28 protein-coding genes are annotated in these 24,685 nt (G+C 67.6%); 3 read left to right on the forward strand and 25 right to left on the reverse strand.

Annotated features, from left to right (window positions below):
- Positions 1-2 precede the first annotated feature (2 nt).
- Positions 3-455, reverse strand: coding sequence for an SRPBCC family protein (locus tag VGP60_RS15790; RefSeq protein WP_327548753.1), 453 nt, complete (start codon positions 453-455; stop codon positions 3-5).
- 113 nt (positions 456-568) lie between these two features.
- On the opposite strand from VGP60_RS15790, the gene VGP60_RS15795 reads away from it, so the two are divergent.
- A complete protein-coding gene (locus VGP60_RS15795) occupies positions 569-1,201 on the forward strand; it encodes a PadR family transcriptional regulator (RefSeq protein ID WP_327548754.1) in 633 nt (210 codons plus the stop codon).
- On the opposite strand, the gene VGP60_RS15800 is transcribed toward VGP60_RS15795, so the two are convergent.
- The gene (locus VGP60_RS15800; protein ID WP_414640358.1) at positions 1,147-1,983 is read right to left on the reverse strand and encodes a class I SAM-dependent methyltransferase; all 837 of its coding nucleotides are present in this window, start codon (positions 1,981-1,983) and stop codon (positions 1,147-1,149) included. The genes VGP60_RS15795 and VGP60_RS15800 overlap by 55 nt on opposite strands.
- A 126-nt stretch (positions 1,984-2,109) precedes the next feature.
- Between VGP60_RS15800 and VGP60_RS15805 the strand changes: the two genes are divergently transcribed.
- Positions 2,110-2,952, forward strand: coding sequence for a VOC family protein (locus VGP60_RS15805; RefSeq protein WP_327548756.1), 843 nt, complete (start codon positions 2,110-2,112; stop codon positions 2,950-2,952).
- An 8-nt stretch (positions 2,953-2,960) separates the two neighbouring features.
- On the opposite strand, the gene VGP60_RS15810 is transcribed toward VGP60_RS15805, so the two are convergent.
- The 5 genes from VGP60_RS15810 to rpsB form a co-directional block, all read right to left on the reverse strand.
- The gene (locus tag VGP60_RS15810) at positions 2,961-3,875 is read right to left on the reverse strand and encodes a phosphatidate cytidylyltransferase (RefSeq protein ID WP_327548757.1); all 915 of its coding nucleotides are present in this window, start codon (positions 3,873-3,875) and stop codon (positions 2,961-2,963) included.
- Complete coding sequence (gene frr, locus VGP60_RS15815; RefSeq protein ID WP_327548758.1) at positions 3,875-4,432, reverse strand: ribosome recycling factor; 558 nt, start codon at positions 4,430-4,432, stop codon at positions 3,875-3,877. The genes VGP60_RS15810 and frr overlap by 1 nt, the downstream gene beginning before the upstream one ends.
- Before the next feature lie 51 nt (positions 4,433-4,483).
- A complete protein-coding gene (gene pyrH / locus VGP60_RS15820; RefSeq protein ID WP_327548759.1) occupies positions 4,484-5,227 on the reverse strand; it encodes a UMP kinase in 744 nt (247 codons plus the stop codon).
- Positions 5,228-5,354: 127 nt separating this feature from the next.
- Positions 5,355-6,170, reverse strand: a complete 816-nt coding sequence (gene tsf, locus VGP60_RS15825) for a translation elongation factor Ts (RefSeq protein ID WP_327548760.1) — start codon at positions 6,168-6,170, stop codon at positions 5,355-5,357.
- Between the two features lie 117 nt (positions 6,171-6,287).
- On the reverse strand, positions 6,288-7,172 hold the full coding sequence (gene rpsB / locus VGP60_RS15830) for a 30S ribosomal protein S2 (RefSeq protein ID WP_327548761.1): 885 nt from the start codon (positions 7,170-7,172) through the stop codon (positions 6,288-6,290).
- A 383-nt stretch (positions 7,173-7,555) separates the two neighbouring features.
- On the opposite strand from rpsB, the gene VGP60_RS15835 reads away from it, so the two are divergent.
- Positions 7,556-8,056: a M23 family metallopeptidase gene (locus VGP60_RS15835; protein WP_327548762.1), complete on the forward strand. Its 501-nt coding sequence runs from the start codon at positions 7,556-7,558 to the stop codon at positions 8,054-8,056.
- A 349-nt stretch (positions 8,057-8,405) separates the two neighbouring features.
- Here the strand turns inward: VGP60_RS15835 and VGP60_RS15840 are convergent, their stop codons facing one another.
- The 18 genes from VGP60_RS15840 to VGP60_RS15925 all read right to left on the reverse strand — a co-directional run bounded on the left by VGP60_RS15840 (position 8,406) and on the right by VGP60_RS15925 (position 24,666).
- Complete coding sequence (locus tag VGP60_RS15840) at positions 8,406-9,266, reverse strand: FliA/WhiG family RNA polymerase sigma factor (RefSeq protein ID WP_327548763.1); 861 nt, start codon at positions 9,264-9,266, stop codon at positions 8,406-8,408.
- A 100-nt stretch (positions 9,267-9,366) separates the two neighbouring features.
- Positions 9,367-10,398 (reverse strand): tyrosine recombinase XerC, encoded by a 1,032-nt coding sequence (locus VGP60_RS15845; protein ID WP_327548764.1) that lies wholly within the window; start codon positions 10,396-10,398, stop codon positions 9,367-9,369.
- Between the two features lie 175 nt (positions 10,399-10,573).
- On the reverse strand, positions 10,574-11,704 hold the full coding sequence (gene dprA, locus VGP60_RS15850; RefSeq protein ID WP_327548765.1) for a DNA-processing protein DprA: 1,131 nt from the start codon (positions 11,702-11,704) through the stop codon (positions 10,574-10,576).
- The gene (locus VGP60_RS15855) at positions 11,701-13,212 is read right to left on the reverse strand and encodes a YifB family Mg chelatase-like AAA ATPase (protein ID WP_327548766.1); all 1,512 of its coding nucleotides are present in this window, start codon (positions 13,210-13,212) and stop codon (positions 11,701-11,703) included. Before VGP60_RS15855 ends, dprA begins: the two co-directional genes overlap by 4 nt.
- Complete coding sequence (locus VGP60_RS15860; protein ID WP_327548767.1) at positions 13,212-13,607, reverse strand: YraN family protein; 396 nt, start codon at positions 13,605-13,607, stop codon at positions 13,212-13,214. The genes VGP60_RS15855 and VGP60_RS15860 overlap by 1 nt, the downstream gene beginning before the upstream one ends.
- Before the next feature lie 229 nt (positions 13,608-13,836).
- Positions 13,837-14,160: a DUF2469 domain-containing protein gene (locus VGP60_RS15865; RefSeq protein ID WP_327548768.1), complete on the reverse strand. Its 324-nt coding sequence runs from the start codon at positions 14,158-14,160 to the stop codon at positions 13,837-13,839.
- Positions 14,157-15,002, reverse strand: coding sequence for a ribonuclease HII (locus tag VGP60_RS15870; RefSeq protein WP_327548769.1), 846 nt, complete (start codon positions 15,000-15,002; stop codon positions 14,157-14,159). The genes VGP60_RS15865 and VGP60_RS15870 overlap by 4 nt, the downstream gene beginning before the upstream one ends.
- A 4-nt stretch (positions 15,003-15,006) precedes the next feature.
- Positions 15,007-15,939: a signal peptidase I gene (lepB, locus tag VGP60_RS15875; protein ID WP_327548770.1), complete on the reverse strand. Its 933-nt coding sequence runs from the start codon at positions 15,937-15,939 to the stop codon at positions 15,007-15,009.
- A 31-nt stretch (positions 15,940-15,970) separates the two neighbouring features.
- The gene (gene rplS / locus VGP60_RS15880; RefSeq protein ID WP_327548771.1) at positions 15,971-16,339 is read right to left on the reverse strand and encodes a 50S ribosomal protein L19; all 369 of its coding nucleotides are present in this window, start codon (positions 16,337-16,339) and stop codon (positions 15,971-15,973) included.
- A gap of 153 nt (positions 16,340-16,492) precedes the next feature.
- The gene (gene trmD, locus VGP60_RS15885) at positions 16,493-17,251 is read right to left on the reverse strand and encodes a tRNA (guanosine(37)-N1)-methyltransferase TrmD (RefSeq protein ID WP_327548791.1); all 759 of its coding nucleotides are present in this window, start codon (positions 17,249-17,251) and stop codon (positions 16,493-16,495) included.
- Between the two features lie 50 nt (positions 17,252-17,301).
- Positions 17,302-17,817 (reverse strand): ribosome maturation factor RimM, encoded by a 516-nt coding sequence (gene rimM / locus VGP60_RS15890; RefSeq protein WP_327548772.1) that lies wholly within the window; start codon positions 17,815-17,817, stop codon positions 17,302-17,304.
- A gap of 23 nt (positions 17,818-17,840) precedes the next feature.
- Positions 17,841-18,080: an RNA-binding protein gene (locus VGP60_RS15895; protein ID WP_003103110.1), complete on the reverse strand. Its 240-nt coding sequence runs from the start codon at positions 18,078-18,080 to the stop codon at positions 17,841-17,843.
- Entirely contained in the window at positions 18,077-18,526 is a 450-nt protein-coding gene (gene rpsP, locus VGP60_RS15900) for a 30S ribosomal protein S16 (protein WP_327548773.1), read from the reverse strand. Before rpsP ends, VGP60_RS15895 begins: the two co-directional genes overlap by 4 nt.
- A gap of 175 nt (positions 18,527-18,701) precedes the next feature.
- Positions 18,702-19,505, reverse strand: coding sequence for a CPBP family intramembrane glutamic endopeptidase (locus tag VGP60_RS15905; RefSeq protein WP_414640359.1), 804 nt, complete (start codon positions 19,503-19,505; stop codon positions 18,702-18,704).
- Between the two features lie 457 nt (positions 19,506-19,962).
- Positions 19,963-20,718 (reverse strand): CPBP family intramembrane glutamic endopeptidase, encoded by a 756-nt coding sequence (locus tag VGP60_RS15910; RefSeq protein ID WP_327548774.1) that lies wholly within the window; start codon positions 20,716-20,718, stop codon positions 19,963-19,965.
- Positions 20,719-20,790: 72 nt separating this feature from the next.
- Positions 20,791-21,861 carry an amidohydrolase family protein gene (locus VGP60_RS15915; protein ID WP_327548775.1) on the reverse strand — a complete coding sequence of 357 codons (1,071 nt, stop codon included), beginning with the start codon at positions 21,859-21,861 and terminating at the stop codon, positions 20,791-20,793.
- Positions 21,858-23,396: a signal recognition particle protein gene (ffh, locus tag VGP60_RS15920; protein ID WP_327548776.1), complete on the reverse strand. Its 1,539-nt coding sequence runs from the start codon at positions 23,394-23,396 to the stop codon at positions 21,858-21,860. Before ffh ends, VGP60_RS15915 begins: the two co-directional genes overlap by 4 nt.
- A gap of 343 nt (positions 23,397-23,739) precedes the next feature.
- Positions 23,740-24,666: an NADP-dependent oxidoreductase gene (locus VGP60_RS15925; protein WP_327548777.1), complete on the reverse strand. Its 927-nt coding sequence runs from the start codon at positions 24,664-24,666 to the stop codon at positions 23,740-23,742.
- Positions 24,667-24,685: the final 19 nt, after the last annotated feature.

Here is a 24,685-nt window from a genome sequence, read left to right on the forward strand (position 1 = left end):
CTTCAGGGACGACTTTCGCGTTCTAGATGAGCCTTCAACCTCCCGAGCTCGGCAGCGATGTCCTTGGCCAGCCAGCGAGTGAACAACGGGTCGAGAAGCCAGGCCAGCGGTCTCGCGAACCGGAACTCCAGCCGCCTTCGCACCCGCGTGCCCCCGGCGTCGGCGGTGCATTCCAACAGCGCTTCGAAGACGGCGACGCGGTCCATCGCGCTCGGCTCGCCGGAGATGTCGACGCGCTCCCCCGGGGTGAGCACCACACGCTGGGTGGTCATCGGGCCGGGTAGTCCCATGAGCCGCGGCCGGAACCGGAAAACGGTCTCGTTGTGCCCCCGGCGAACCCACTTGATCGTCTTGAGTCGCGGATCGACCACCCGATAGGCCTCGACATCCATGATGAAACCGAGGATCTCCTCCGCCGGTCGCCTGATAACCGTGCTGACCTCGCCGAACGCCACGAAGAGCCCCCTTTTCCGTACGTCCAGCCTAGTCGTGAACCGACCCGAGGTTGCCAAACGACCGTTAGCGATATATCGTGAGTGTGTCAGAACAGTTCGTTGAGAGGAAAAACATGAGAAGGCCATTTCCACCCCCACATATCCGAGAAGCATTCGGCCCTTGGGCCCGCGGCGGCTTCGGCGAGTTCCCCCCTGGCTGGGGCCCCGGCGGCCCTGGCGGACGAGGAGGCCCCGGCGGCCGCGGACGCGGTCATGGGCCCGGCGGTCACGGCGGCAGGCGGCGTTCACGCGGTGATGTCCGCGCGGCGATCCTGGCTTTGCTCGCCGAGCAACCCCGGCACGGCTACGAGATCATCGGTGAGATCAGCGAGCGCAGTCGCGGTTTCTGGACCCCGAGCCCCGGCTCGATCTACCCGACGCTGCAACTGCTCGCCGACGAAGGCCTGGTGACCAGCCGCGAAGACGGCGGCAAGCGCCTGTTCGAGCTCACCGAAGAGGGCCGCGCGGCCGCCGCGGGGCAGGACAGCGTCCCTCCCTGGGAACACATCGCGCACGACGTCGACCCCAACGAGGTCAACCTGCGCAAGGCGGGCGGGACCCTGATCGCCGCGGCGATCCAGGTTTCGCAGGCCGGCAGCCCTGGCCAGAAGGCGCGGGCCGTCGAGGTGCTCAACGAAGCACGGCGAGCGATCTACGGGATCCTCGGCGAAGCGGAGCCGGAAGAGTCGGCCGAGGAAGCCGAATGAGGAAGGACGAGACCGGTGGGCTTGAATCGGGTGTGTACCCGATAGCCCACCGGTAGCGTCACTCCGTCGCCGTCTCCGAATCGGGACAGCATTTCGTTGTCCCGCACCACTTCCGCGATAGCCCGCTCGGCCACCTTCGCGCTGAACTCGATCTTCAGCACTGACGCCAGCGCCGCGCGGTCGTCGAACCGCCAGCGCGTTTCCACGCGCCGGCAAGTGAAACCGGCACCGGCGAAGAACCTGTCGACACCCTCTGGGTCGTAATGCGGCAGGTCCGCCCGCATCCAGCCGCCGTAGGGCTCGCTGCGCACATCGAGGTCGACGATGATCAGCGCGCCGCCCGGCCGCAGTGCCCGGTCCGCCTCACGCAACCCGGGTTCACAACCCGGTCCGAAGAAGTACGCCGTCCGCGCGTGGATCAGGTCGACACTGGCATCCGGCACCGGAAGCCGTTGCGCCGATCCCGCGCGGACGCTGACGTTCGCGAACGCGCCGACGCGACGCCGAGCGCTTTCCGCGAGCGGCGCGTGCGGCTCGACGCCGAGCACCGAACGCGCGGTCCCGGCGAAGCGTGGCAAGTGGAATCCGTCGCCACAGCCCACATCCACGACGTCACGACCGGACCAGTCGTACGCCGACGCGAGCTCGTCCCAGATCACGCCGTCGACGTCCTGCGCGCGGTTCTCGATCTCGTAAACCTCTTGGTGATACCAGATGTTCGGGCTCGGAAAAATGTCCGCTTTACGCGGAGATGTCGAGTCCATCCGGGAAAACCAGCGCACAGCCACTCCAACGTCACGCCCAGACCGCGTGTTCCGGCTGTGCTTGTTACCGCGATCATCAAAGATACGACGGAAATCTTCCGACATACCAGTAGAATCACACAACGATCCGCGAGGGAGATCAGGATGTCACTCAGCTCTCCAGCTGTACAACCCGTTGTCCCGTCCGGAATCCCGTGCTGGATCGAGCTCGCGGGCACGGATGAGGCGGTGCTCCAGAACTTCTACGGAAGTCTTTTCGGCTGGAACTACGAGGTTCGCCGCGATCCCGCTACACCTACCGGACGCTATTCCATAGCTTCACTCGGCGGCGTCCCGGTCGGCGGCATGTACCGCGCCGCGGCGAACAGCCCGCGCGGCTGGACGGTGCATCTCTCCGTGCAGCAGACGGCCAGTGCCGCGGAATGGGTGGAAAGCCTCGGCGGGCGGGTGACGCTCGGCCCGGTCGAAATCCCCGGCCGCGGCAGCATTCTGCACGCGATCGACCCGACGGGCGCGCCCGTCGTCTTCTGGGAACCGTCCGCGACCTGGGACTTCGGCAGCGGCGTCCCTGACACCTTCAGCGGCGCCGACCTGAACACGCACGACGGCGAAGGCGCGGACTACTTCTACGGCAAGCTTTTCAACTACGTGAGCCAGCAGATCGGCGACGGGGTCACGGTCGACTACGCGGCCTGGCACCTCGATCACGTCCCGGTGCTATACCGGTACGTGATGGGCTCGGAGTACTCGCCGCAAACGCCGCCGCACTGGATGATCTACTTCGAGGTCGACCCGGCCAGGGGCACCGACGCGACCGCGGGCCAGGCGATCATGCTCGGCGGCAACGTCGTGATCCAGCCCTACGACACGCCTTTCGGCCGGATGGCGATCCTCGCCGACCCCGACGGCGCGGTGTTCGCCGTGATCGACCACTCGCGGGCCGTCAGCACGGGCCGCGCCGAAGTGGACGACCCGTACGACGACTGATTTTCGCGCTAGGCGGGGATAAACGCCGAGAGCAGCAGCCAGGACACCACAGCGGACGGCAACAACGAGTCGAGCCTGTCCATGAGCCCGCCGTGCCCTGGCAGCATCGTGCCCATGTCCTTGACGCCGAGATCGCGCTTGATCAGCGACTCGACCAGGTCGCCCAGCGTCGCCACCAGCACGATGGCCGCGCCGAACAGCATGCCCTGCCACGCCTGACCGTCGAGCAGAAGAGTCAAGGTCAGCGCGCCGGCGACCACACCGGCCACCATCGAACCGGCGAAGCCTTCCCACGTCTTCTTCGGGCTGATGCTGGGCGCCATCGGGTGTTTCCCGCCCAGCACACCGGCGATGTACCCACCGGTGTCCGAAGCGACGACCCCGATCATGAACGCCAGCACCCGGCCGACGCCGTCTTCCGGTGGCACCAGCATCGCCGCGAAAGCCGCGGACAACGGCAAATACGCGCACGCGAAAACCGATGCGCTGATGTCGCGGAGGTAGCCGTCCGCGCCACTGGGCAGGCGCCACAGGAAGCACACCAGCACGGTGATGATGAACGCGGTGAGCGCGCCCTCCCGGCCGAACGGCCACGCCAGCCAGATCATCGCCTGGCCGCCGACGAGCACCGGGACCATCGCGATCCGGATGTTCGCGGCGCGCTTCAGAACCCCGGCGAGTTCGAACGTGCCGACCGCGATCGCCGCGGCGATGATCGCGATGAACAGATACCGCACGGTGAGCAAGGACGCCACGACGGCGGCGCCCAGCAGCAGGCCGACACCGATGGCGGCCGGCAGGTTCCGGCCGGCCTTGGGTGTCTTCTCCGCCGGTTTCGCCGGTTCAGCCGGTTCAGGCACAGCCGCCGGCTCTGGCAGCATCGCCGCCTCGCGTTCTTCGCGCTCCTCGCTCACCTGTGCCATCAGACCTCGAGCAACTCGGCTTCCTTGTGTTTCACGAGTTCATCGACCTGGTGCGAATAGCTATCGGTGAGGTTCTGCAATTCCTTCTCCGCGCGGACGACGTCGTCCTCGCCGGCGTCGCCGTCCTTCTGGATGCGGTCGAGCGCTTCCTTGGCCTTGCGCCGGATGCTGCGGATGGTGACGCGGGCGTCCTCACCCTTGCCCTTGGCGACCTTCACCATCTCCTTGCGCCGCTCCTCGGTGAGCTGCGGCACGACGATCCGGATGATGTTGCCGTCGTTGCTCGGGTTCAGGCCGAGGTCGGAGACGCGGATGGCGTTCTCGATCGCGGTGAGCTGGCTGGCGTCGTACGGCTTGATGATCACCATGCGGGCTTCCGGGATGTTCACCCCGGCGATCTGGTTCAACGGGGTCTGCGCGCCGTAGGCCTCGACCGTGATGCGGGAGAACATCGAAGGTGTGGCCCGGCCCGTGCGAATGGACGACAGGTCGTCCTTCGCCACGGCCACCGCTTTTTCCATCTTCTCCTCGGCGTCGAGAAGGGTCTCGTCGATCACGGCTGCTCCCGTTGTCGGTGATGTTGTCGAGGTGTACAGATCCCAGCAGGTCTAGGCCGATGCCCCGTCAGCGGGGGTGGCGACCAGTGTGCCGATCCTCTCACCACTGACCGCGCGGGCGATGTTCCCCTCGGTCAGCAGGTTGAAGACGATGATCGGCATCTTGTTGTCCATGCAGAGGCTGAACGCTGTCGCGTCGGCGACCTTGAGGTCGCGCTCCAGCACCTCGCGGTGGGTGATCTCGTGGAACATCTTGGCCGTCGGGTCGGACTTCGGGTCGGCGGTGTACACGCCGTCCACGCCCTTGGCCATGAGCACCGCGTCGCAGCTCAGTTCGAGCGCCCGCTGCGCGGCGGCGGTGTCCGTCGAGAAGTACGGCATGCCGACGCCCGCGGCGAAGATGACCACGCGGCCCTTTTCGAGATGCCGCTCGGCGCGCCGCGGGATGTACGGCTCGGCGACCTGGCCCATCGTGATCGCGCTCTGGACGCGGGTCGGCAGGCCTTCCTTCTCGAGGAAGTCCTGCAGCGCCAAGCAGTTCATCACGGTGCCGAGCATCGCCATGTAGTCCGCGCGGTCCCGGTCCATGCCGCGCAGCGACAGCTCCGCGCCGCGGAAGTAGTTGCCGCCACCGATCACCACGGCGATCTGGACACCGGTCCTGGCGACGTCGGCGATCTGCTGCGCGACCGAGTGCACGACATCCGGGTCCACCCCTACCGAACCACCGCCGAACATCTCTCCGCCCAGCTTGAGCAGAACCCGCCGATATCCGCCGGCTACCCGGTCACCCATTGTCGCCTCCGCCTCTCTACGAGCTGTGGACCTAGCTGTGCCGTCTACCTGATTGTGCTGCCGTCTACCTGACTGTGCCCCGTCCCCGGCGCGCGGAGACGGGGCACAGTCATGACTGCCTGCTTGCTTAAGCCTTGCCGACCTCGAAGCGGGCGAACCGGGTCACGGTCACACCAGCCTCGTCGAGCAGAGCCTTGACAGTCTTCTTGTTGTCCTTGACCGACGGCTGCTCGAGCAGCACGTTGTCCTTGTAGTAAGCGGTGACCTTGCCTTCGATGATCTTCGACATGGCCTGCTCGGGCTTGCCCTCTTCACGCGCGGTCGACTCGGCGATGCGTCGCTCGTTCTCGACGATCTCGGCCGGGACCTCTTCGCGGGTGAGGTACTTCGCCTTGAGCGCGGCGACCTGCATGGCGGCGCTGCGGGCGGCTTCCGCGCTGTCACCGGTGTACTCGATGAGCACGCCGACGGCGGGCGGGAGGTCCGCGCCACGACGGTGCAGGTAGGTCTCGGTCTTGCCCTCGAAAGCCACGACGCGGCGCAGCTCGAGCTTCTCGCCGATACGGGCGGCGAGCTCGAGGACGGCGTCGTTGACGCTCTTGCCATCGAGGTCGGCGGCCTTCAGCTTCTCGACGTCGTCGGTCTTCGTGGCCTTGGCGGCCTCGACGATCTTCGCGGCGAGCGCCTGGAAGTCGGCGTTCTTGGCGACGAAGTCGGTCTCGGAGTCGAGCTCGATGAGCACGCCACCGTCACCGGCGACGAGACCCTCGGACGTCGCGCGCTCGGCGCGCTTGCCGACGTCCTTGGCGCCCTTGATGCGCAGGAACTCAACGGCCTTGTCGAAGTCGCCGTCGTTCTCCTCGAGCGCCTTCTTGCAGTTCATCATGCCGGCGCCGGTCAACTCGCGTAGGCGCTTCACATCTGCGGCGGTGTAATTCGCCATCGTGCGTTTTCCGTCCTGTGTATTCGTGGTACGGCGGAATCAGTTTGGGGTGACTTTGGAGAGGTGACACAGACCCGCGCGACCGGCCGGGGATGGACCGGCCGCGCGGGAAGGTGATCAGCTGGAAGCGGTGGCCTGCTCGGCCGGTGCTTCTTCGGTGGCTGCCTCGACGGCTTTGGTGGCCTCGGCGGCGTCCGCGGCGGCGGTGTCGGAGCCGACGAGCAGCTCCTTCTCCCACTCGGCCAGCGGCTCGTCCGCGGCGACGGCCACGTCCGGCTTCTCGGCACCATCGGCGGCAGCGGCACCGTTACGGTTGGAACGCTGCAGCAGACCGGCGGCGGCGGCCTCGGCGACGACCTTGGTCAGCAGCGCGGCCGACCGGATGGCGTCGTCGTTACCCGGAATCGGGTAATCGACCTCGTCGGGGTCGCAGTTGGTGTCCAGGATCGCGACGACCGGGATGTTCAGCTTGCGAGCCTCGCCGACGGCGATGTGCTCCTTCTTCGTGTCGACGATCCACACGATCGAGGGCACCTTGGCCATGTCCCGGATACCACCGAGGGTCTTCTCGAGCTTGTCCTTCTCGCGGGTGAGCGTCAGGATCTCGCGCTTGGTGAGGCCGACGAAACCGCCGGTCTGCTCCTGCGACTCGAGCTCCTTGAGGCGCAGCAACCGCTTGTGCACGGTCTGGAAGTTGGTCAGCATGCCGCCGAGCCAGCGCTGGTTCACGTAGGGCATGCCCACGCGGAGCGCCTCGGAGGCGATGGCTTCCTGAGCCTGCTTCTTCGTGCCGACGAACATGATCGTGCCACCGTGCGCGACGGTTTCCTTGATGAACTCGTACGCGCGGTCGATGTACGTCAGCGTCTGCTGAAGGTCGATGATGTAGATGCCGTTGCGCTCGGTGAAGATGTAGCGCTTCATCTTGGGGTTCCAACGACGGGTCTGGTGCCCGAAGTGCACGCCGCTGTCAAGCAGCTGCTTCATGGTTACGACGGCCATAGCCGGATCGCACCTCTTCTACTCTGTGCCCGCCGGGCGAGAAACTCGGACGGGCAGTGCGGTTTTGTCGCTACCGGCCGGTGACCGGAAGCCCTGGTGCGGTGCCGGTGCCCGGACCCGCCGGTGTGTCACCGCCGGGACCGCCGAGCGCCGTTCGTGCCCCGGTCGCCGACCATCGAAAGACGGGTCGGAAAGCCGGGAACGTGCACTGCACGCGAAGTCAGTCCGCCACTACACGGACTGCGCAAAAGAGTCTACTCCGTGTTGCCGACACCTTCCGCACCGGCAACGGCCAATCAGGCAAGTTGTCCACATCCGTCGAAGTTATCCACAGATTCGGCGATCGCTCCCCACACACCGTGAAGGCCCGCGACGCTGAGTGCATGACCTTCCTTAGCGCCCTGCTCACCTGCGCCCTGACCCTGACAGCCCCCGCCGGCCCGCAAGACGACAACCGCTTCACCTGGCCTCTGAGTCCAACTCCCCAGGTAACCCGCGCATTCCAACTCCCCACCACGCCCTACGGCCCCGGCCACCGAGGCATCGACCTGGCCGCCACCCCAGCCCAGCCAGTCCTGGCCGCAGCCCACGGCGTAGTCACCTTCGCCGCCACCCTCGCCGGCCGAGGCGTAGTCACCATCGACCACGACGGCGACCTGAGAACCACCTACGAACCCGTGACCCCCACTGTCACCACCGGCACCCAAGTCCACTCCGGTCAGCAAATCGGCACCGTCGTCCCAGGCCACCCCGACTGCCCCGCCCCCGCCTGTCTCCACTGGGGCGTCCGCCGCGGCGACGAATACCTGAACCCGCTGACCCTCGTCACCCACGACACCCAAATCCGCCTAAAACCCTGGACCGACCCACCCACCGATCTTTAGACCCAGCCAAACGGTCCCCACCTCCCGAACCCAGCCACGCGGGTTTTTGATCTTGAGACTCAGCCAGGGCGACTCACGTCCGCCCAACGGGCGGGAGTCTTCACCGCGCGCGCTCGCCGAAGGCCGAGTTTGCGGGAGCAGGGCGCCCCCGAACCGGTCGTGACCGACCTCGAAATGCCACGCCCTGGTCACGCAAACTCGATGGCGCGCCTGCCAATAAACACAGGCTTCTAACCGTGCCTCACGACCCAACCACCAGTTTTGAGCCGTACAAGCCAGAGCCCCACCACAACAAACCCGCCATATGTCGACAGATGGCGAAGGGTTCACTCCACTCCATCGAGTGAAACTAAATACTCTGCTCGACCAGCTTCGCCCGCAGCCGCATAACGGCCCGCGTATGCAACTGACTGACCCGGGATTCCGTAACCCCGAGAACCTTCCCGATCTCAGCCAACGTCAAGCTCTCGAAGTAATACAGAGTCACCACAACGCGATCCCGCTCAGCCAACTGCGCGATCGCCTCCGCCAACTGCCGCCGATTGTCCTGATCCACCAGCACCGCGACCGGATCCACCGCCCCGTCGTCAGGCAACGTGTCGACAAGCGACCCGCTGTCCTTCCCCGCGGCCACCAGATCTTCAAGCGCGACAACGCTCGTCAGCTGCAACTGGCTGTACAGATCCCGAAGATCGTCATGGGTAATCCCCAGCTCGCTGGCCAGCTCAGCGTCGGTGGGCGTCCGATGCAGCCGGGCCCCCAACCGCTCCAGCGCACGCTCAGCCTCCCGAGCCCGGCTCCGCACGACCCGGGGCACCCAGTCCTGAGACCGCAGATCGTCCAGAATCGCGCCACGGATCCGCAGCATGGCGTAAGTCTCGAACCTCAGCCCGCGGGCGGGCTCGAACTTCTCGATGGCATCGACCAGCCCGAAGATCCCCGACTGCACGAGGTCACCGACGTCGACATGCGTCGGCAAGCCGGTGCCCACTCGCCCGGCGACGTACTTCACCAGCGGGGCGTAGTGCAGCACCAGCCGATCGCGAAGTAGCTGCTCAGGGGCCTCGGCGAACTGTTTCCACAGCAGCTGGATGCCGGAGTCGACGTCGTGACCACCGCCACGCGCGGGTTCCGCGGCTGCCACGCCATCGCCGTCCGAACGCGGCTTGGCGTGTTCGACGGCTTCGCTCAGATGAGTCTCGGCGGTCATCGGACCGCCGTTCTCAGCGTGGGGATCAGAACTTTCTCCGGGCTTGTACGAATTCTCTCGCGCCGTCGGGGATCCCGGACCGGCCGCTTGTGCCCCGACATCATCTGGCTCGGGGGTGTGCTCGGTCATGGATCGCCTTCAGCCGCTCGACGGTCACGTGAGTGTAGAGCTGCGTCGTGGCGAGCGTAGCGTGACCAAGCAGTTCCTGAACGCTGCGAAGGTCCGCGCCACCTTCGAGGAGGTGTGTTGCCGCCGAATGGCGTAATCCGTGGGGCCCCATGTCCACTGCGCCGGGTACTGAACCCACCGCGTCGTGCACCATCCGGCGTACTGTCCGCGGATCGAGCCGCCGTCCGCGGATTCCCACGAATAGCGCCGACGCGGCTGTTTCCGCAGCTGCCGCCTCGATGAGCTTCCCGCGGCCGCCGTCGAGCCATTCGCGGACGGCTTTGTCAGCCGGAACGCCGAACGGGACCGTCCGTTCCTTGCCGCCCTTCCCCAGCACGCGCAGCACGCGTCGTGAGAAGTCGATGTCCCCGACATCCAGACCGCACAATTCGGACACCCGCACGCCCGTGGCGTAGAGGAGTTCGAGCACCGCATGGTCACGCAGCGCGACCGGATCGCGTTCGGCGGCGCCCGCGCTCGACGCGAGCATCAGCGCGCCCGCCTGGTCGGGCCGCAGCACGCCAGGGAGCTTGCGGTGGGGCCGCGGGGCCACCAGCCGGGCCCCCGGGTCCGTCTCGAGCGTTCCGCGCCGCTGCGCCCACGCGGTGAAGGTGCGGACCGAAGCCGCGCGCCGGGACAACGTCGTCCTGCTCGAACCGGACGCACGTTGGTGGGCGAGCCAGCCTCTCAGGAGACCGACATCCAGATCCCCTAGTTCACCCGCTCGCTCCGTTGCCCGTTCTCCCTCGGAGGGGTCAGAATCGGGCTCGCCCCCGGACAGGCCGTGGAGGTGCCCCAGGAGCGAGACGACATCGCCGATGTACGCCCGGACGGTGTGCTCGGACAGGCCGCGTTCCAGGCGGAGGTGGCGCTCGTAGTCGCTCACGAGCTCCGCCGAGGAGCTCGGTAATTCGGTCCTGGTGCGCTTCAGGTCGACCCGGCGGCGCGCACTCACTGACGACATGGTCATCACGCTGCGCGAACGGCAGCCGATAATCAAGCATCGCCACACCGAAAGTACGATCCGGGTGCACAGTGCTGATGGCAACTTGCTTCCCTGAACACCTCCTTTTCGGGTACACGATTACCCTGCGCTTCGACGTTTCCCCTGATCAGCGGCTTTCCGCCGGTCAAGGGTCTCATCCCGCCCGCCGCCAACCGGCATCACAACGCTCCACGAGCCCGCTCATCTCAAGTTCCGGCAGTACGGCCCGAACCCGGCCGAGCGGAACGCCGGACTCGGCGGCGAGCCGCTCGGCCGCTTTGCCGGATCTGGCGCTCAGCGCCTCGTGTACCCGCATCGCCTGCGGCTCCAGCCCGTCGGTCCGGCGACGAGGTCTGCTCGGTTCTGACCGCTCCGCACCGAATTCGCCGACCGTCTCGACGATGTCCGCCACCGACGTCACCAACGTCGCGTGATGCTCCCTGATCAGGTCGTGACAGCCCATCGACGCCGCCGAGCCGATCGGTCCCGGAACGGCCATCACCACCTTCCCGAGAGTCCCGGCGGTGCCCGCCGTGTTGCGGGCTCCGCTGCGAAGGCCCGCCTCGACGACCACGGTGCCTTCCGTCAGCGCGGCTATCAGCCGGTTCCGAACGAGGAACCGATGCCGGCCGGGCGGTGTGCCCGGCGGGTACTCGCTGATCACCAGGCCCCGCTCGGCGATCCTGTTCAACAGCGTCACGTGCCCGGCCGGGTAGCCGGCGTCGAGGCCACAGCCCAGCACCGCCGCCGTGAAACCCTCCGAAGCGAGCGCGCCCCGATGAGCCGCGCCATCGATCCCGTATGCGGCGCCGGAGAACACCGGGACGTCCCGGGAACCCAGCCCGAACCCGAACTCGGCCGCGGTGTGCTCGCCATAGCCCGTCGCCGCCCGCGCGCCGACGATCGCCACCGCACCCGTCGCCGCTTCGTCCAGCCGCCGCTCGCCGCGGATCCACAACGCCAGCGGTAGCGCCGCCTCACGAACGCCACGGTCACCGGCGATCCGCAGGGCCTGCAGGGTCCACTCCGGCCATTCGTCGTCCTCGGGGATCACCAGCCGGGCGCCCAGCCCATCCGCCTCGGCGAGGTCCCGCTCCGCCAGGTCGAGCTCACGCCGCGCGGCCGTCTCGTCCCCGACCCGTCCCGGGCATTCCCCGGCGCGAACGAGCTCCGCGGCCACGACGGGGCCGTGCCGGTGGACGAAGGCGACCAATGCCGGGGCCGGAGGTTCGGCCACCCGGACCAGGTAGGCCCGGGCCAGCCGCTGCTCGTCGGTGGCCGTCATGCCGCTTTCCTATCCCGGAACTCGAGCGCCGCGGCCACATGATCGGCGTCCGGCTGGTCGCGGTTCGCGAGATCGGCCAGCGTCCAGGAGATCCTCAGGCACCGATCCGCGCCACGGGCGGTGAGAACTCCGCGATCCAGCCCCTTGTCGAGCAGCTCGGTGACGTTTCCCGGCAACGCGAAATCCTTGCGCAGCACCGGTCCGGGCACTTCCGCGTTCGATTGCCAGCCTCGCTCGGCCCATCTGTCGGCCGCCCGTCTTCGCGCCAGCAGTACTCGCTCTCGCACTGCCTGCGTCGACTCCTGATCCCCGTCCGCGTGCGCCCGCATGGCCGTCAGCGGCCGGAGTGTGGCTCTCAGATCGACCCTGTCCAGCAGCGGTCCGGACAGTCTGCCGAGATATCGGCGCCGGGCGGCCGCCGAACAAATGCAGTCCGCCTCTTTGGGAGGAGCGCAGGGACAAGGGTTTGTCGCCAGCACGAGCTGGAACCGGGCCGGATAGCTGACCGCACCGCGGGTGCGCGCTATCCGGACTTCGCCATCCTCCAGCACCGTCCGCAGCGACTCCAGGCGCTGTGCGCCGAACTCGCAGGCTTCGTCGAGGAACAGGATTCCCCGATGGGCTTTGCTGATCGCGCCGGGAACCGCGATGCCGCTGCCACCGCCGATCAGCGCGGCGACCGAGATCGAATGGTGTGGCGCGACGAACGGCGGCACCGTCACCAGCGGCGAGGACACCGACAGCGAGCCGTCGACCGAATGGACGGCGGTGACCTGGAGGGATTCCTCAGGCGACAGCGGCGGCAACAGACCTGGAAGCCGCTTCGCGAGCATCGTCTTCCCGACGCCTGGCGGCCCGGTCAGCAACAGGTGATGCCCGCCGGCGGCCGCGACCTCCAGTGCCCAGCGCGCCTCCGGCTGGCCGATGACGTCGGCCAGATCCGGTACCGACGGCGGTTCGGACGGACCTGGCGGCTCCGGCTCCGTCAACGTGCTCTCGCCTTTGAGCCAGGCCATGACGTCGGTCAGCCGCGAGGCGCCGACTGCTTCCACTCCGTCGACGAGCGCGGCCTCGAACAGCGATTCGACCGGCACCACCGCCCGCCTGATCCCCGCCTTCCGCGCGGCGAGCAACCCGGGCAGCACGCCGCGAATCGTGCGGATCCGGCCATCGAGCGCCAGCTCGCCGAGCAGCACGGTGCCGATCAGCTTCGTGGCCGGAACCTTGCCGTCGGCCGCCAGTACCGCGGCCGCTATGCCCAGGTCATAGCCCGAGCCCACCTTGGGCAGGTTGGCCGGGGAAAGGCCGAGCGTCACCTTGCCCTCCGGCCACGACTGCCCGGAGTTGCGGACCGCCGAGCGCACCCTGTCCTTGGCTTCCCGCAGACCGGCGTCCGGCAGCCCGACCAGCGTCACCCTGGGCAGCCCACCGCCGATATCGGCCTCGATCTCGATCACCCGGCCGTCGATCCCGAGCAACGCGACCGACCAGGCCTTCGCTATCGCCATCAGAACGCGCCTTGAAGATGCGTGAGACGGGGCTGTTCCCCCGCCGGCGCCAGGATCGAGACGACGTCGAACCGGATCGGGCACCAGCCGACCTTGAAGGCGCGCAGCCATTGGGTGGTCAGGCGCCGGATGCGCTCCGTCTTCTCCTCGGTGACCGCCTCCTCGGGGAGGCCGAACCTGTCCCCGGAGCGGGTCTTGACCTCGCAGACGATCAGCATGTGGCGGTCGGTGGCGACCAGATCCAGCTCCCCTTCGCGGCATCGCCAGTTCCGGGTCAGCACGATCAGCCCCAGGTCCTCCAGATACCTCGCGGCCAGGTCCTCGCCCCACCGGCCGAGCGTGAGATGTCTGGCCTCCGCCTTGCGGCGGGCAGGCTTCGCCAGAGTTCCCGTCATCGCTACCCCCAGTTGCTCATCACAGTGCGTGTTCGGTCAACGCTGCCAGCGTGACCGAATCAGCGCCAGTGCCCTCTCGGCAACCTGTGGACAACTCGCCTGCTGTGGATAACTCGGGGGTCCGGCCGCCGAACCGGCACCCACGAACGGGCCGGTGATACGCCCAGAACAACATCAAGGGACCTTTACTACCGCCTGGCGGTAGTAAAGGTCCCTTGATGCCGCGTGGTCAGCTGCCGAAGGGGCCGTCTTCGGGCAGCCGGAGATCGGGCTTGTCGAGTTCCTCGACGTTGACGTCCTTGAAGGTGATGACCCGGACGTGCTTCACGAACCGGGCCGGGCGGTACATGTCCCAGACCCAGGCGTCGGACATCCGCACCTCGAAGTACACCTCACCGCCGCCGTCACGTACCTGCACGTCGACGGCGTTGGCAAGGTAGAACCGCCGCTCGGTCTCCACTACGTACGAGAACTGGCTGACGATGTCCCGGTACTCCCGGTACAACGACAGCTCCATCTCGGTCTCGTACTTCTCGAGATCCTCTGCGCTCATGAAATGCGCGCCCCTCCTCGCGATTTAGACGGTGCTCCAGCGGCGAAGTGACCATTCTTACGCACACTGCCCTCCACAGCACACACCGGCGCGCTCCTCGCCTCCGATGGCGCTGCCAGCGCGGCCGCGCTCAGTACCACGCGATGCGGCGGCAGGTGCCCGTGCGCGGCCGCCGCGTTGGCGACGTTCGCGAACGACCAGCGGTGCACCTTGCTCGGACCGTGGGCGTTCAACGCGGCGCTGTGCTCGGCCGTGCTGTAACCCTTGTGCACGTCGAAGCCATAATCCGGATGCTCGAAATGCAGTCCGGCCATGATCCTGTCCCTGGTCACCTTCGCCAGCACGGACGCCGCCGCCACGCACGCGACGGCCCGGTCGCCCTTGATCACCGGCAGGCTCGGGGCCGGCAGGCCGGGCACTTTGAACCCGTCGGTGAGCACATAACCCGGATTGGACTTGAGACCGGCGACAGCGCGGCGCATGCCTTCGATGTTCATGACGTGGATGCCGAGCGCATCGACCTCGTCGGCCGGGATGATCACGACCGAGTGGTCCAGCGCCCGCGCGAGCACACGATCGAAGACCCTGTCCCTGGCCAGCGCCGTCAGCAGTTTGGAATCCGTGAGCTCGGTCAGCCGCGCCGCGTCACCCGTGCGCAGGACGCACGCGGCGACCACGAGCGGGCCCGCGCAGGCACCACGGCCCGCTTCGTCGACGCCGGCGACGGGGCCGAGCCCACGACGTTCCAATCCGGCCTGAAGACCCCAAAAACCGTCGCCCCGGACGACCGCGCGAGGCGGCCGGATCGGGGTCGACGGCTGGGAGATGACACCGACAGTCAACGCACTAACGCTTTCGCTTGGCCGCCTTGCGCAAACCCGCGCCGAGCTTGCGGCCGAAAAAGAGCATGGGCCACGCGGCCGCCACACCGACACCGAGCGGAACGCCCTGCTGCCAGCCCGGCGCGCTGAGCACCGCGGGCTGCGCGTTCTGCTGGGGGTTGTGATCGGTCACGCCACCCCAGCGTCCCGGCGGGAGCACGATGATCCGGGCCTTCCCGATCACGTTGGCGATCGGGATGGTGCCCGTGTCGCCGCCGGTGCCCTGGAAACGGGAGTCGCTGGAGTTGTTCCGGTTGTCACCCATCACCCACAGCTTGCCCTCGGGCACGCGCACCGGCGCGAAGTCGGCCTGCCGCGGGGCCTGGCCTTCTTCCCAGTGCACATAGGGCTCATCCAATGCCTTGCCGTCCACGACCACCCTGTTCTGGGTATCACAGCACTGCACTGTCTGACCAGGAGTGGCGATGACGCGCTTGACGAAGTCACGCTCGTCCGGCGGGGCGAAGCCGATCAGCGAACCGAAACCGCGCCACGCCTTCACGAAGACGTTGCTCGGCTCTTCGGCCAGGATCTCGTTCTGCGTCCACGCCTCCGGACCCTTGAAGACGACTACGTCGCCAGGGCTCGGTTCGGTGAAGTCGTACGTGATGCGGTCGACCAGGATGCGGTCCCCGGTGCAGCCGGTGCAGCCGTGGAGCGTGGCCTCCATGGACCCCGAGGGGATCATGTAGACCTTCGCGACGAACTGCTGGATCAGGATCGTCAGCACGAGTGCCACGACGATCAGGATCGGCAGTTCTTTCCAGAACGACCGCTTCTTGCTTGCTTTGCCGCGCCGGTGAGAACCACGACCGCCGGAATCGGACGGCTTGGAGCCCTCGTCTTCCGGACGGTCTGGATCGTTCTCAGCGGCGTTCAAGGGCACAGGTTCGACCACGTCGCCAGGCTACCGGTAACCGTTCTGCTGATCAGGAAACAGAGGTGGTCTCGCGGTTTTCGCGGCGCTCCTTGATCTTCGCCTTCTTGCCGCGAAGGTCGCGCAGGTAGTACAGCTTGGCGCGTCGCACGTCACCGCGCTTGTAGACCTCGACCTCGGAGAGGTTCGGCGAGTGCACCGGGAAGGTGCGCTCGACGCCCACGCCGAAGGAGACCTTGCGGACGGTGAAGGTCTCGCGGACCCCGCCGCCCTGGCGACGGATGACGACGCCCTGGAAAACCTGGTTACGCTCGCGGTTGCCCTCGATGACGCGGACGTGAACCTTCAGCGTGTCGCCCGGGCGGAAGTCCGGGATGTCGGAACGCAGTGACTGCGCATCCAGCGCGTCGAGGGTGTTCATCGGTGGTCCGTCCTCGTCAATTCGTGTGGCTTACGTACATCCGGGCGCGCAACTAAATGACTGCGACTGACCCGGGGGGCTCTGATGGCGGGCACACAAACACAGGTGTTCACGCGCCAACCGGTCAAGTATTACAGACGTGGGGCCGGCGCCTCAGCCCGCCCCCTCCGCAGGCTGCTCACGCAACCTGTCGAGGAGACCGAGATCATGGGAGTTCAGGCTGCCGTCGGGCAGCTGGTCGATGAGTTCCGGCCGGCGCTTCACGGTGCGCTCGAGCGCCTGGTCACGACGCCAGCGGTTCACCAGCGCGTGGTTTCCGGAGCGCAGGACGTCGGGCACGGCCAGCTCGCGCCAGACCTCGGGGCGGGTGTAGCTGGGGCCTTCGAGCAGGCCGTCGGAGAACGAATCCTGCTCGGCGGAGACCGGGTTGCCCAGCACTCCGGGCAGGAGCCGGACGACGGCCTCGACCATCACCAGCACCGCGGCCTCACCGCCGACGAGCACGTAGTCGCCGATGGACACCTCGTCCACCGGCATGCGGCGGGCGGCGTCGTCGATGACCCGCTGGTCGATGCCCTCGTACCGGCCGCAGGCGAACACCAGGTGCTCTTCGGCGGCGTACTCGTGGGCCATCGCCTGGGTGAACGGGCGCCCGGCGGGCGTCGGCACGACGAGCCGGGTGCCCTCACCGCAGACCTCGTCGAGCGCGGGGCCCCAGATCTGCGGTTTCATCACCATGCCGGGACCGCCGCCGTACGGCGCGTCGTCCACGGCGCGGTGGACGTCGTGCGTCCAGTTCCGCAGGTCGTGCACGCCCACCTGGATCAGCCCGCGCTCGATGGCGCGGCCGAGCAGCGCGGCCCGCAGGGGGTCGAGGTACTCGGGGAAGATCGTGACGACGTCGATGCGCAAAGCGGGTTTCACCATTCTTGAATCAACGCAAGCCTTCTTCGACGTCCAGCTTATTCGACGTCCAGCAGGCCTTCCGGCGGATCGAGCACGACCCGTCCGCCCGCGATGTCGACCACGGGGACGATGGCGTGCACGAACGGGATCAGCAGCGTCTGCTTGTCCCGCTTCACCGCGAGCAGTTCCCCGCCGGGCGAATGCAGCACTTCGAGGACATTGCCGACGACGGTGCCGTCGGCGAGCTCGGCACGGAGGCCCTCGAGCTCGTGGTCGTAGAACTCTTCAGGGTCCCCTGTCGGCGGCAGGGTCGCGGTGTCCGCGACGAGCAGCGCGCCACGCAGGGTTTCGGCCACGTCCCGGGTCAGCACCTCACCGAAACGCACCAGCAGCCGCCCGCTGTGCATGCGGGCGGCTGCGATGGTGAGTTCCCTGGTACTGCCGTCGCGCAGCCTTGTCGCCAGTACCGAACCGACGGCGAACCGTTCGTCCGGTGAATCGGTACGGATATCCACGGCGAGTTCGCCGGTGATCCCGTGCGCCTTGGCGACGCGGCCTACTACGACATCCATGTTCTTTTTCGCCTCTTGCCCGATCAGCGGTCGGTGTCGACGACGTCCACGCGGACGCCACGGCCACCGATGCCGCCCATGACGGTACGAAGGGCTGTCGCGGTGCGACCACCACGACCGATCACCTTGCCGAGATCGTCGGGGTGCACGTGCACCTCGAGGGTCCGGCCGCGACGGGTGGTCAACAGCTCCACCCTCACCTCGTCCGGGTTGTCGACGATTCCGCGAACGAGGTGCTCAAGGGAGTCGGCGAGAAAGCTCACGCCTCGGCCTTCTCGCCCTCGGCCTTGACCTCCGCCTTGTCAGCGTCGGCCTTCTTGGGGGCGGACTTCTTCTTCGGCGTGGTGGCCGAGGTCGAAGACTCGTCACCGGCGGCGGCGAGAGCGGCGTTGAACAGGTCCTGCTTGGACGGCTTCGGCTCGGCGACGCGGAGCGTGCCTTCCTGACCCGGCAGGCCCTTGAACTTCTGCCAGTCACCGGTGATCTCGAGCAGACGCTGGACCGGCTCGGTGGGCTGTGCGCCGACCTTCAGCCAGTGCTGCGCCCGGTCGGTGTCGACCTCGATGAAGCTCGGGTCTTCCTTCGGGTGGTACTTGCCGATCGTCTCGATGGCCTTGCCATCCCGACGGGTGCGCGCGTCGGCAACGATGATCCGGTAGTACGGCGCACGGATCTTGCCAAGGCGCTGGAGCTTGATCTTGACGGCCACGGGTGTGGGTACTCCTCAGTTCTCTCGGTGCAGGATCGGACGCGCGCGAACCGAGTGGGGCATCGGAAGGCAGGCGTCCAGAGGTCAAGTTAGTAGCTTCGGCGCGGTGAGAGGGTCCGGCCGACGCAGTCAAGCGAGCATTCTGCCAGACCGGGGTCGGCGCGTTGCCACCGACCTAGATGGTGGCGACGCCGAGTGCGGTGAGGAGGATCGCGACGGCCGGGAGGAAGTTGTTCATCTGGTGTGCCACCACGCTGCCGAGCAGACGTCCGGTGAACAGCCGCGCCAGCCCGATCGGCACCGCGATCACGATCAGCAGGATCGTGCGGAGCGGCTCCAGGTGGCTCGCCGCGAACACCGCTGTCGACAGCAGGAACGCCGCGAGGCGCCCGACGCGTTCGTTGCCCCAGTTCAGCCGCTCTACCGCGCCCCAGAGCAGGCCGCGGTAGATGATCTCCTCGCAGATCGGGCCGAGGAGCCACAGGTAGAGGAACATCACGATGGCCGCGGACACCGACATCTTCTGGTCCTCGACCAGTGCGCTGATCGCCGAGTTGGCCTTGTCGTCCCCCACCGCCTGCGTCCACACATACGCGCCGACCGTCGTGCAGACAAGGCCGAGCACGCCGAACTTCAGCCCGGTCCGAACGTCTTCCCAACGCCACTCGAGCTGCAGGTCCACGAACGGCCCGTTACCGCGGATCGAGGTGATCAACAAAGCCACGGTGGCCGCGATCACCATCGGGGCGATCGTCCCGATGAGCACGTCCCGAACCGGAATCGGCTGCCCCGCGGGCGTGTCACCCAGCAGCACGCTGACAAACGCGGCCGACGCCAGCAACACGACCTCGACAAGCAGGAAGGCCCCAAACCCCCACCGATGCGGCGGCGGACGACGAGCTTCCGGCACCACCTCGAGCTCGTCCAACGGACCTGGTTCCACGTCGGGGATCGGCTCCCACGGCTTTGCTTCGGTCACGCCGATCCTCCGATTGGGTCCAAGGGACAGTGACGAGACTATCTCGCTCCGTAGCCGCCGTCAGCGTCAAATGACACACGCCCCCAAAACCCAGCCACGCGGGCCCTTAGTCCGTAAAAGCCGGTCACCACGACTTACGGCCGGCCACGGCCGGAAGTCTTCACCGCGCGCGCTCGCCGAAGGCCAGGTTTGCGGGAGCAGGGCGCCCCCGGCCAGTCTTGCCGTACCTGCCCATGCCACGCCCTGGTCACGCAAACCTGATGGCGCGCCTGCCAATAAACACAGGCTTCTAGCCGCACCTCAGGACCCAGCCACCAGCTTTGAGCCGCACAAACCTGAGGCCGACCACCACCGGCCGTGCCTCCCGACCCAGCACCCCTCGTGAGTGGCTACGAGGGTTAGAACACTCGTAGCCACTCACGAGCCACCCACCCAAGCCGCGCCTTCACGAACCACCTCAGTGCACGGAGAACAGCAGCAGAGCAGGGGGAAGGTTGTTCGCGGCATGGGCCACAACGCTCGCACTCACCCGCCCGGTGAAGTACCGGGCGGCCCCGATCGCCAGCCCCTGCCCGAACAACGCGATCGTCCGAGTCGGCTCTCCGTGCAGGAGCGCGAAGACGACAGAAGTGAGAACAAGAATCACCCAAGTGGGTACCCGGTAATGCTCCAACCCGCTCCACAACGTCCCGCGAATCAACAGTTCCTCGGTCAGCGGCGCCCCGATCACCACAACGATCGCCGCCAGCACCAGCCACACCACGTTGTCACTCAGATCAGTCGACAACTCGGTCAGCGGGTTATCAGCCATCCCATCAGCGCCATAAACCGCCAGCAGCACCAGATTCAGCAGATACCCCGCCAGCAACGCGAACCCACCGCAAGCCAGCCCGATCTTCAGATCCCGCAGCGTAGGCAGCAACCCGAAGTCGGCCCGCAGCCCCAGTCCCCACAGCTTCGACCCGACAACCGGGCCCAGCCCGAGAAAGAGGTTCGGCAGAAAAGCCAGCAACAGCAACGGCCCGAGGGTCTTGAGCTCCAGCGGGTCGAACTGACCGAAGTGCCCGGACAACGCGGCCGTCATCACCAAAGTGATGAGGTGATAGCCGCCGACACCCAGGAAGAACGCGAGAAAACCCCAGTGCGCCCCAAGGACCAGCCCGTCGCGGGCGGAAGCGGGAACTGCCGGATCGTCGTCGGGGTCCCGTTCCACCGCACCTCTTCTCAACCAGCGATCCCAGTCCGACACACGCTAGGTGCTCGTACCGTCACCGGTGAACGCGGGTCAGGAGACGACGGCCCCGCGCAGGATGATGTGCGCCGGGTGCCGGAGCGCGCCGAGGTCTTCGCGGGGGTCCGTGTCGTAGACCAGCAGGTCGGCCGGGGCGCCGTGGGCGATGCCGTCGTGGCCGAGCCATTCGCGGGCTGTCCACGACGACGCACCCAGCGCCTGCTCGCGTGACATTCCGGCGCGGTGCAAGGCTTCCGTCTCGTCGACGAGCCTGCCGTGCTCGACCATGCCGCCCGCGTCGCTGCCCGCGTAGACGGCGACACCGGCCTCGATCGCTTTCGACACCATCGCGCCCACCCCCGCGTGCAACGCCCTCATGTGCGCCGCGTACGCCGGGAACTTGGTCGCTTTTTCGGCGATGCCGGGGAAGTTCTCGATGTTGATCAACGTCGGCACCAGCGCGACCCCGGTGCGCGCGAGGACGTCGAGCTGCTCGTCCGACAAGCCGGTGCCGTGCTCCAGGCAGTCGATCCCGGCGTTGATGAGCCCGGGCAGCGCGTCCTCGCCGAACACGTGCGCGGTGACCTTCGCCCCGGCCTTGTGCGCCACGGCGACCGCCTCGGCGAGCACGTCGTCCGGCCACAGCGGCGCGAGGTCGCCGAGGCCCCGGTCGATCCAGTCGCCGACGAGCTTGACCCAGCCGTCGCCCTCGGCGGCCTGCTCGGCCACTGCGGCGGGCAGCTCCTCCGGATCGTCGAGCTCGATGCCCAGACCCGGGACATAACGTCTGGTCAGCGCGAGATGCCGGCCGGCGCGGATGATCCGCGGGAGGTCGTCACGCTGCTGCAGCGGCCGGATGTCGATCGGCACGCCACAGTCACGGATCAGCAGGGTGCCCGCGTCACGGTCCTGGATCGCCTGCTCGGTGGCTTCTTCCAGCGACGCCGGGCCGTGCACCCCGATCCCGGGATGACAATGCGCGTCGACCAGCCCCGGCACCAGAAACCCGCTCTGGGGCAGGGTTTCCGCGCCGGGGACCGGCTCGAAGGAGATCTTGCCGCCGGAGATCCAGAGGTCGCGCTGCTCGTCTCCGGGCAGTACGACCCCGCGAAGCCGGAGGCTCACTTCTGCTTGGGCAGCTTGAACTTCGACGGGTCGAAGCCCGGTACGTCGTTGAGGCCGCCGAGCTGCGACAGGTCGGGCGCCCCGCCGCCGCCCTGGGGCATCGCGCCCGGGGGAAGCATCGGCATGCCGCCGGGGAAGCCACCGCGGACCTTGGGCTGGGTCGGCCCGCGGCCGCCCTTCTTCCCCTTCTTGCCCTTACGGCTCTTGCTTCCGCCGCCACCGCCGCCGAAGCCGAACTTCCCGGCCATCTGCTGCATCATCTTGCGGGCGTCGTAGAAGCGGTTGACCAGGTCGTTGACCTCGCGCACCGCGACACCGGAGCCGTTCGCGATCCGCAGGCGGCGCGAGCCGTTGATGATCTTCGGGTCGGCGCGCTCGGCCGGGGTCATGCCGCGGATGATCGCCTGCAGCCGGTCCAGCTGCTTGTCGTCGACCTGGGCCAGCTGGTCCTTCATCTGACCGGCGCCCGGGAGCATGCCCAGCAGGTTGCCGATCGGGCCCATCTTGCGCACCGCGAGCATCTGCTCGAGGAAGTCCTCCAGCGTGAGCTGCCCGGAGGTGAGCTTCTCGGCCGCCTTCTCCGCCTGTCCCTGGTCGAACGCCTGCTCGGCGTGCTCGATCAGGGACATGACGTCACCCATGCCGAGGATCCGGCTGGCCATCCTGTCCGGGTGGAAGACGTCGAACTCGTCGAGCTTCTCACCGTTGGACGCGAAGAGGATCGGCTGGCCGGTGACCTGGCGGACCGACAGCGCGGCACCACCGCGGGCGTCACCGTCGAGCTTGGTGAGCACGACACCGGTGAAGCCGACGCCGTCGCGGAAGGCCTCCGCGGTGTTGACCGCGTCCTGGCCGATCATCGCGTCGACGACGAACAGGACCTCATCAGGACGGATGGCCGTTCTAATCTCACTGGCCTGCCGCATGAGCTCCTCGTCCACGCCGAGACGACCGGCGGTGTCGACGAGGACGATGTCGTGCTGCGCGTGCTTGGCCTCTTCGATACCGCGGCGGGCGACGTCGACCGGGTCGCCTACGCCGTTGCCGGGCTCGGGGGCGAAGGTCGCGACGCCGGCGCGCTGGCCGACGATCTGCAGCTGGTTGACGGCGTTCGGGCGCTGGAGGTCGCAGGCGACCAGCAGCGGCGCGTGGCCCTGCTTCTTCAGCCAGAGGGCGAGCTTCCCGGCGAGCGTCGTCTTACCGGCACCTTGGAGACCGGCGAGCATGATCACGGTCGGCGGGTTCTTGGCGAGGTTGAGGCGCCTGGTCTCACCACCGAGGATGGTGACCAGTTCCTCGTTGACGATCTTGATGACCTGCTGGGCGGGGTTGAGCGCCCCGGAGACCTCGGCGCCCTTCGCCCGCTCCTTCACCTTGGCGATGAAGTCCTTCACCACCGGAAGCGCGACGTCGGCTTCCAGCAGCGCGATACGGATCTCACGCGCGGTGGCGTCGATGTCGGCGTCCGACAGCCTGCCCTTGCGCGTCAGGGTCTGAAGGGCAGAGGTAAGCCGATCGGAGAGAGTGTCGAACACGGGGGTGCACGCTCCAGCTGGTCGTCGTTGCGTGCCGGCCCGCGGTCGCGGTGGGCCGACAGCACTCCAGGGTAGTCGCTCCGGCCGACAGACTCGCCGCAGACACCGTGAGCGCCCGGAAGGCTCGCTCCCCACGAACCCTCCGGGCGCCACAGGCGGCTCCCTCCCCAGACAGCCGCCCGCACGGACTCGCAGGCGCCCGAGTCCCCTCGTCCCGCCCCTCGCCAGACCCCCAGTACCAGGCGATCCGGTGACGCTTGCGATGAACTAAGAGTGCCGTGCAAGCGCGGACACCGACAGCGTGAAGACCCCCAAGTAGAGATAGGTACTTCTACTCACAACCTCAGGGGCGCACGGTCAGGACGATCTTGCCGCGGACGTGCCCGGTGGCACTCAACTCGTGCGCGTCGGCGGCCTTCTCCAGTGGGAAGACGGCGTGAACGGGCACGGTGAAGCGACCTTCCTCGGCAAGCGTCGCCGCGACGGCCAGACCGGCGAACCCGCGCTTGGTGTACCCACTGGAGTCGGCGGTGTGCGTCATCCTCGCGCCGCGCTCGGCCGCGGTGAAGTCGGCGATGGTCACCACGTCGTGGGCGTTCCCGGCGATCTTGATCAGATCCGGCAACGAACCCGAGCCCGCGGCGTCGAGAACGAGGTCGACCCCTTGGGGCGCGAGGGCGGCGACGCGCTCGACGAGGCCAGGGCCGTAGGTGGTGGGTACGGCGCCAAGAACGGCGAGGAATTCGTGGTTGGCTTCGCTCGCCGTGCCGAGGACAGTCGCTCCGAGCGCGACAGCCAGCTGGACCGCTGCGGAGCCGACACCGCCGGCCGCGCCCTCGATCAGCAACGTCTTCCCGGCCGTGACGCCGAGCATGTCGAACACGCGTGTGGCCGTCTCGACGACTGCGCCGACCCCCGCGGCCTGCTCCCAGCTCAGTGCGCCGGGCTTGGCCGCCCAGGCTTCGAGCACGGCGAACTCGGCGGCCGCCCCGCCCCTGGTCAGCCCGAAGACGGCGTCCCCGATCTCGACGTCCTCCACTCCTTCGCCGACCTCGTCGACGACACCGGAGGCGTCCAATCCGGAGAGGTAGGGGAACTCGACGGGGAAGACCTCCTTCATCACGCCGGACCGGATCGTCCGGTCCGCGGGGTTGACGCTCGCGGCCTTGACGGCGATGCGGATCTCACCGGGACCCGCGTGCGGTTCGGCGGCCTCGCCGACGGTCAGAACCTCTGGCGGGCCGTATTCGGTGAACTGCAAGGCGAACATCGAAGGTCCTTTCACGGAC

The sequence above is a fragment of the Amycolatopsis sp. genome (genome assembly GCF_036008905.1).
Lineage (GTDB): Bacteria > Actinomycetota > Actinomycetes > Mycobacteriales > Pseudonocardiaceae > Amycolatopsis.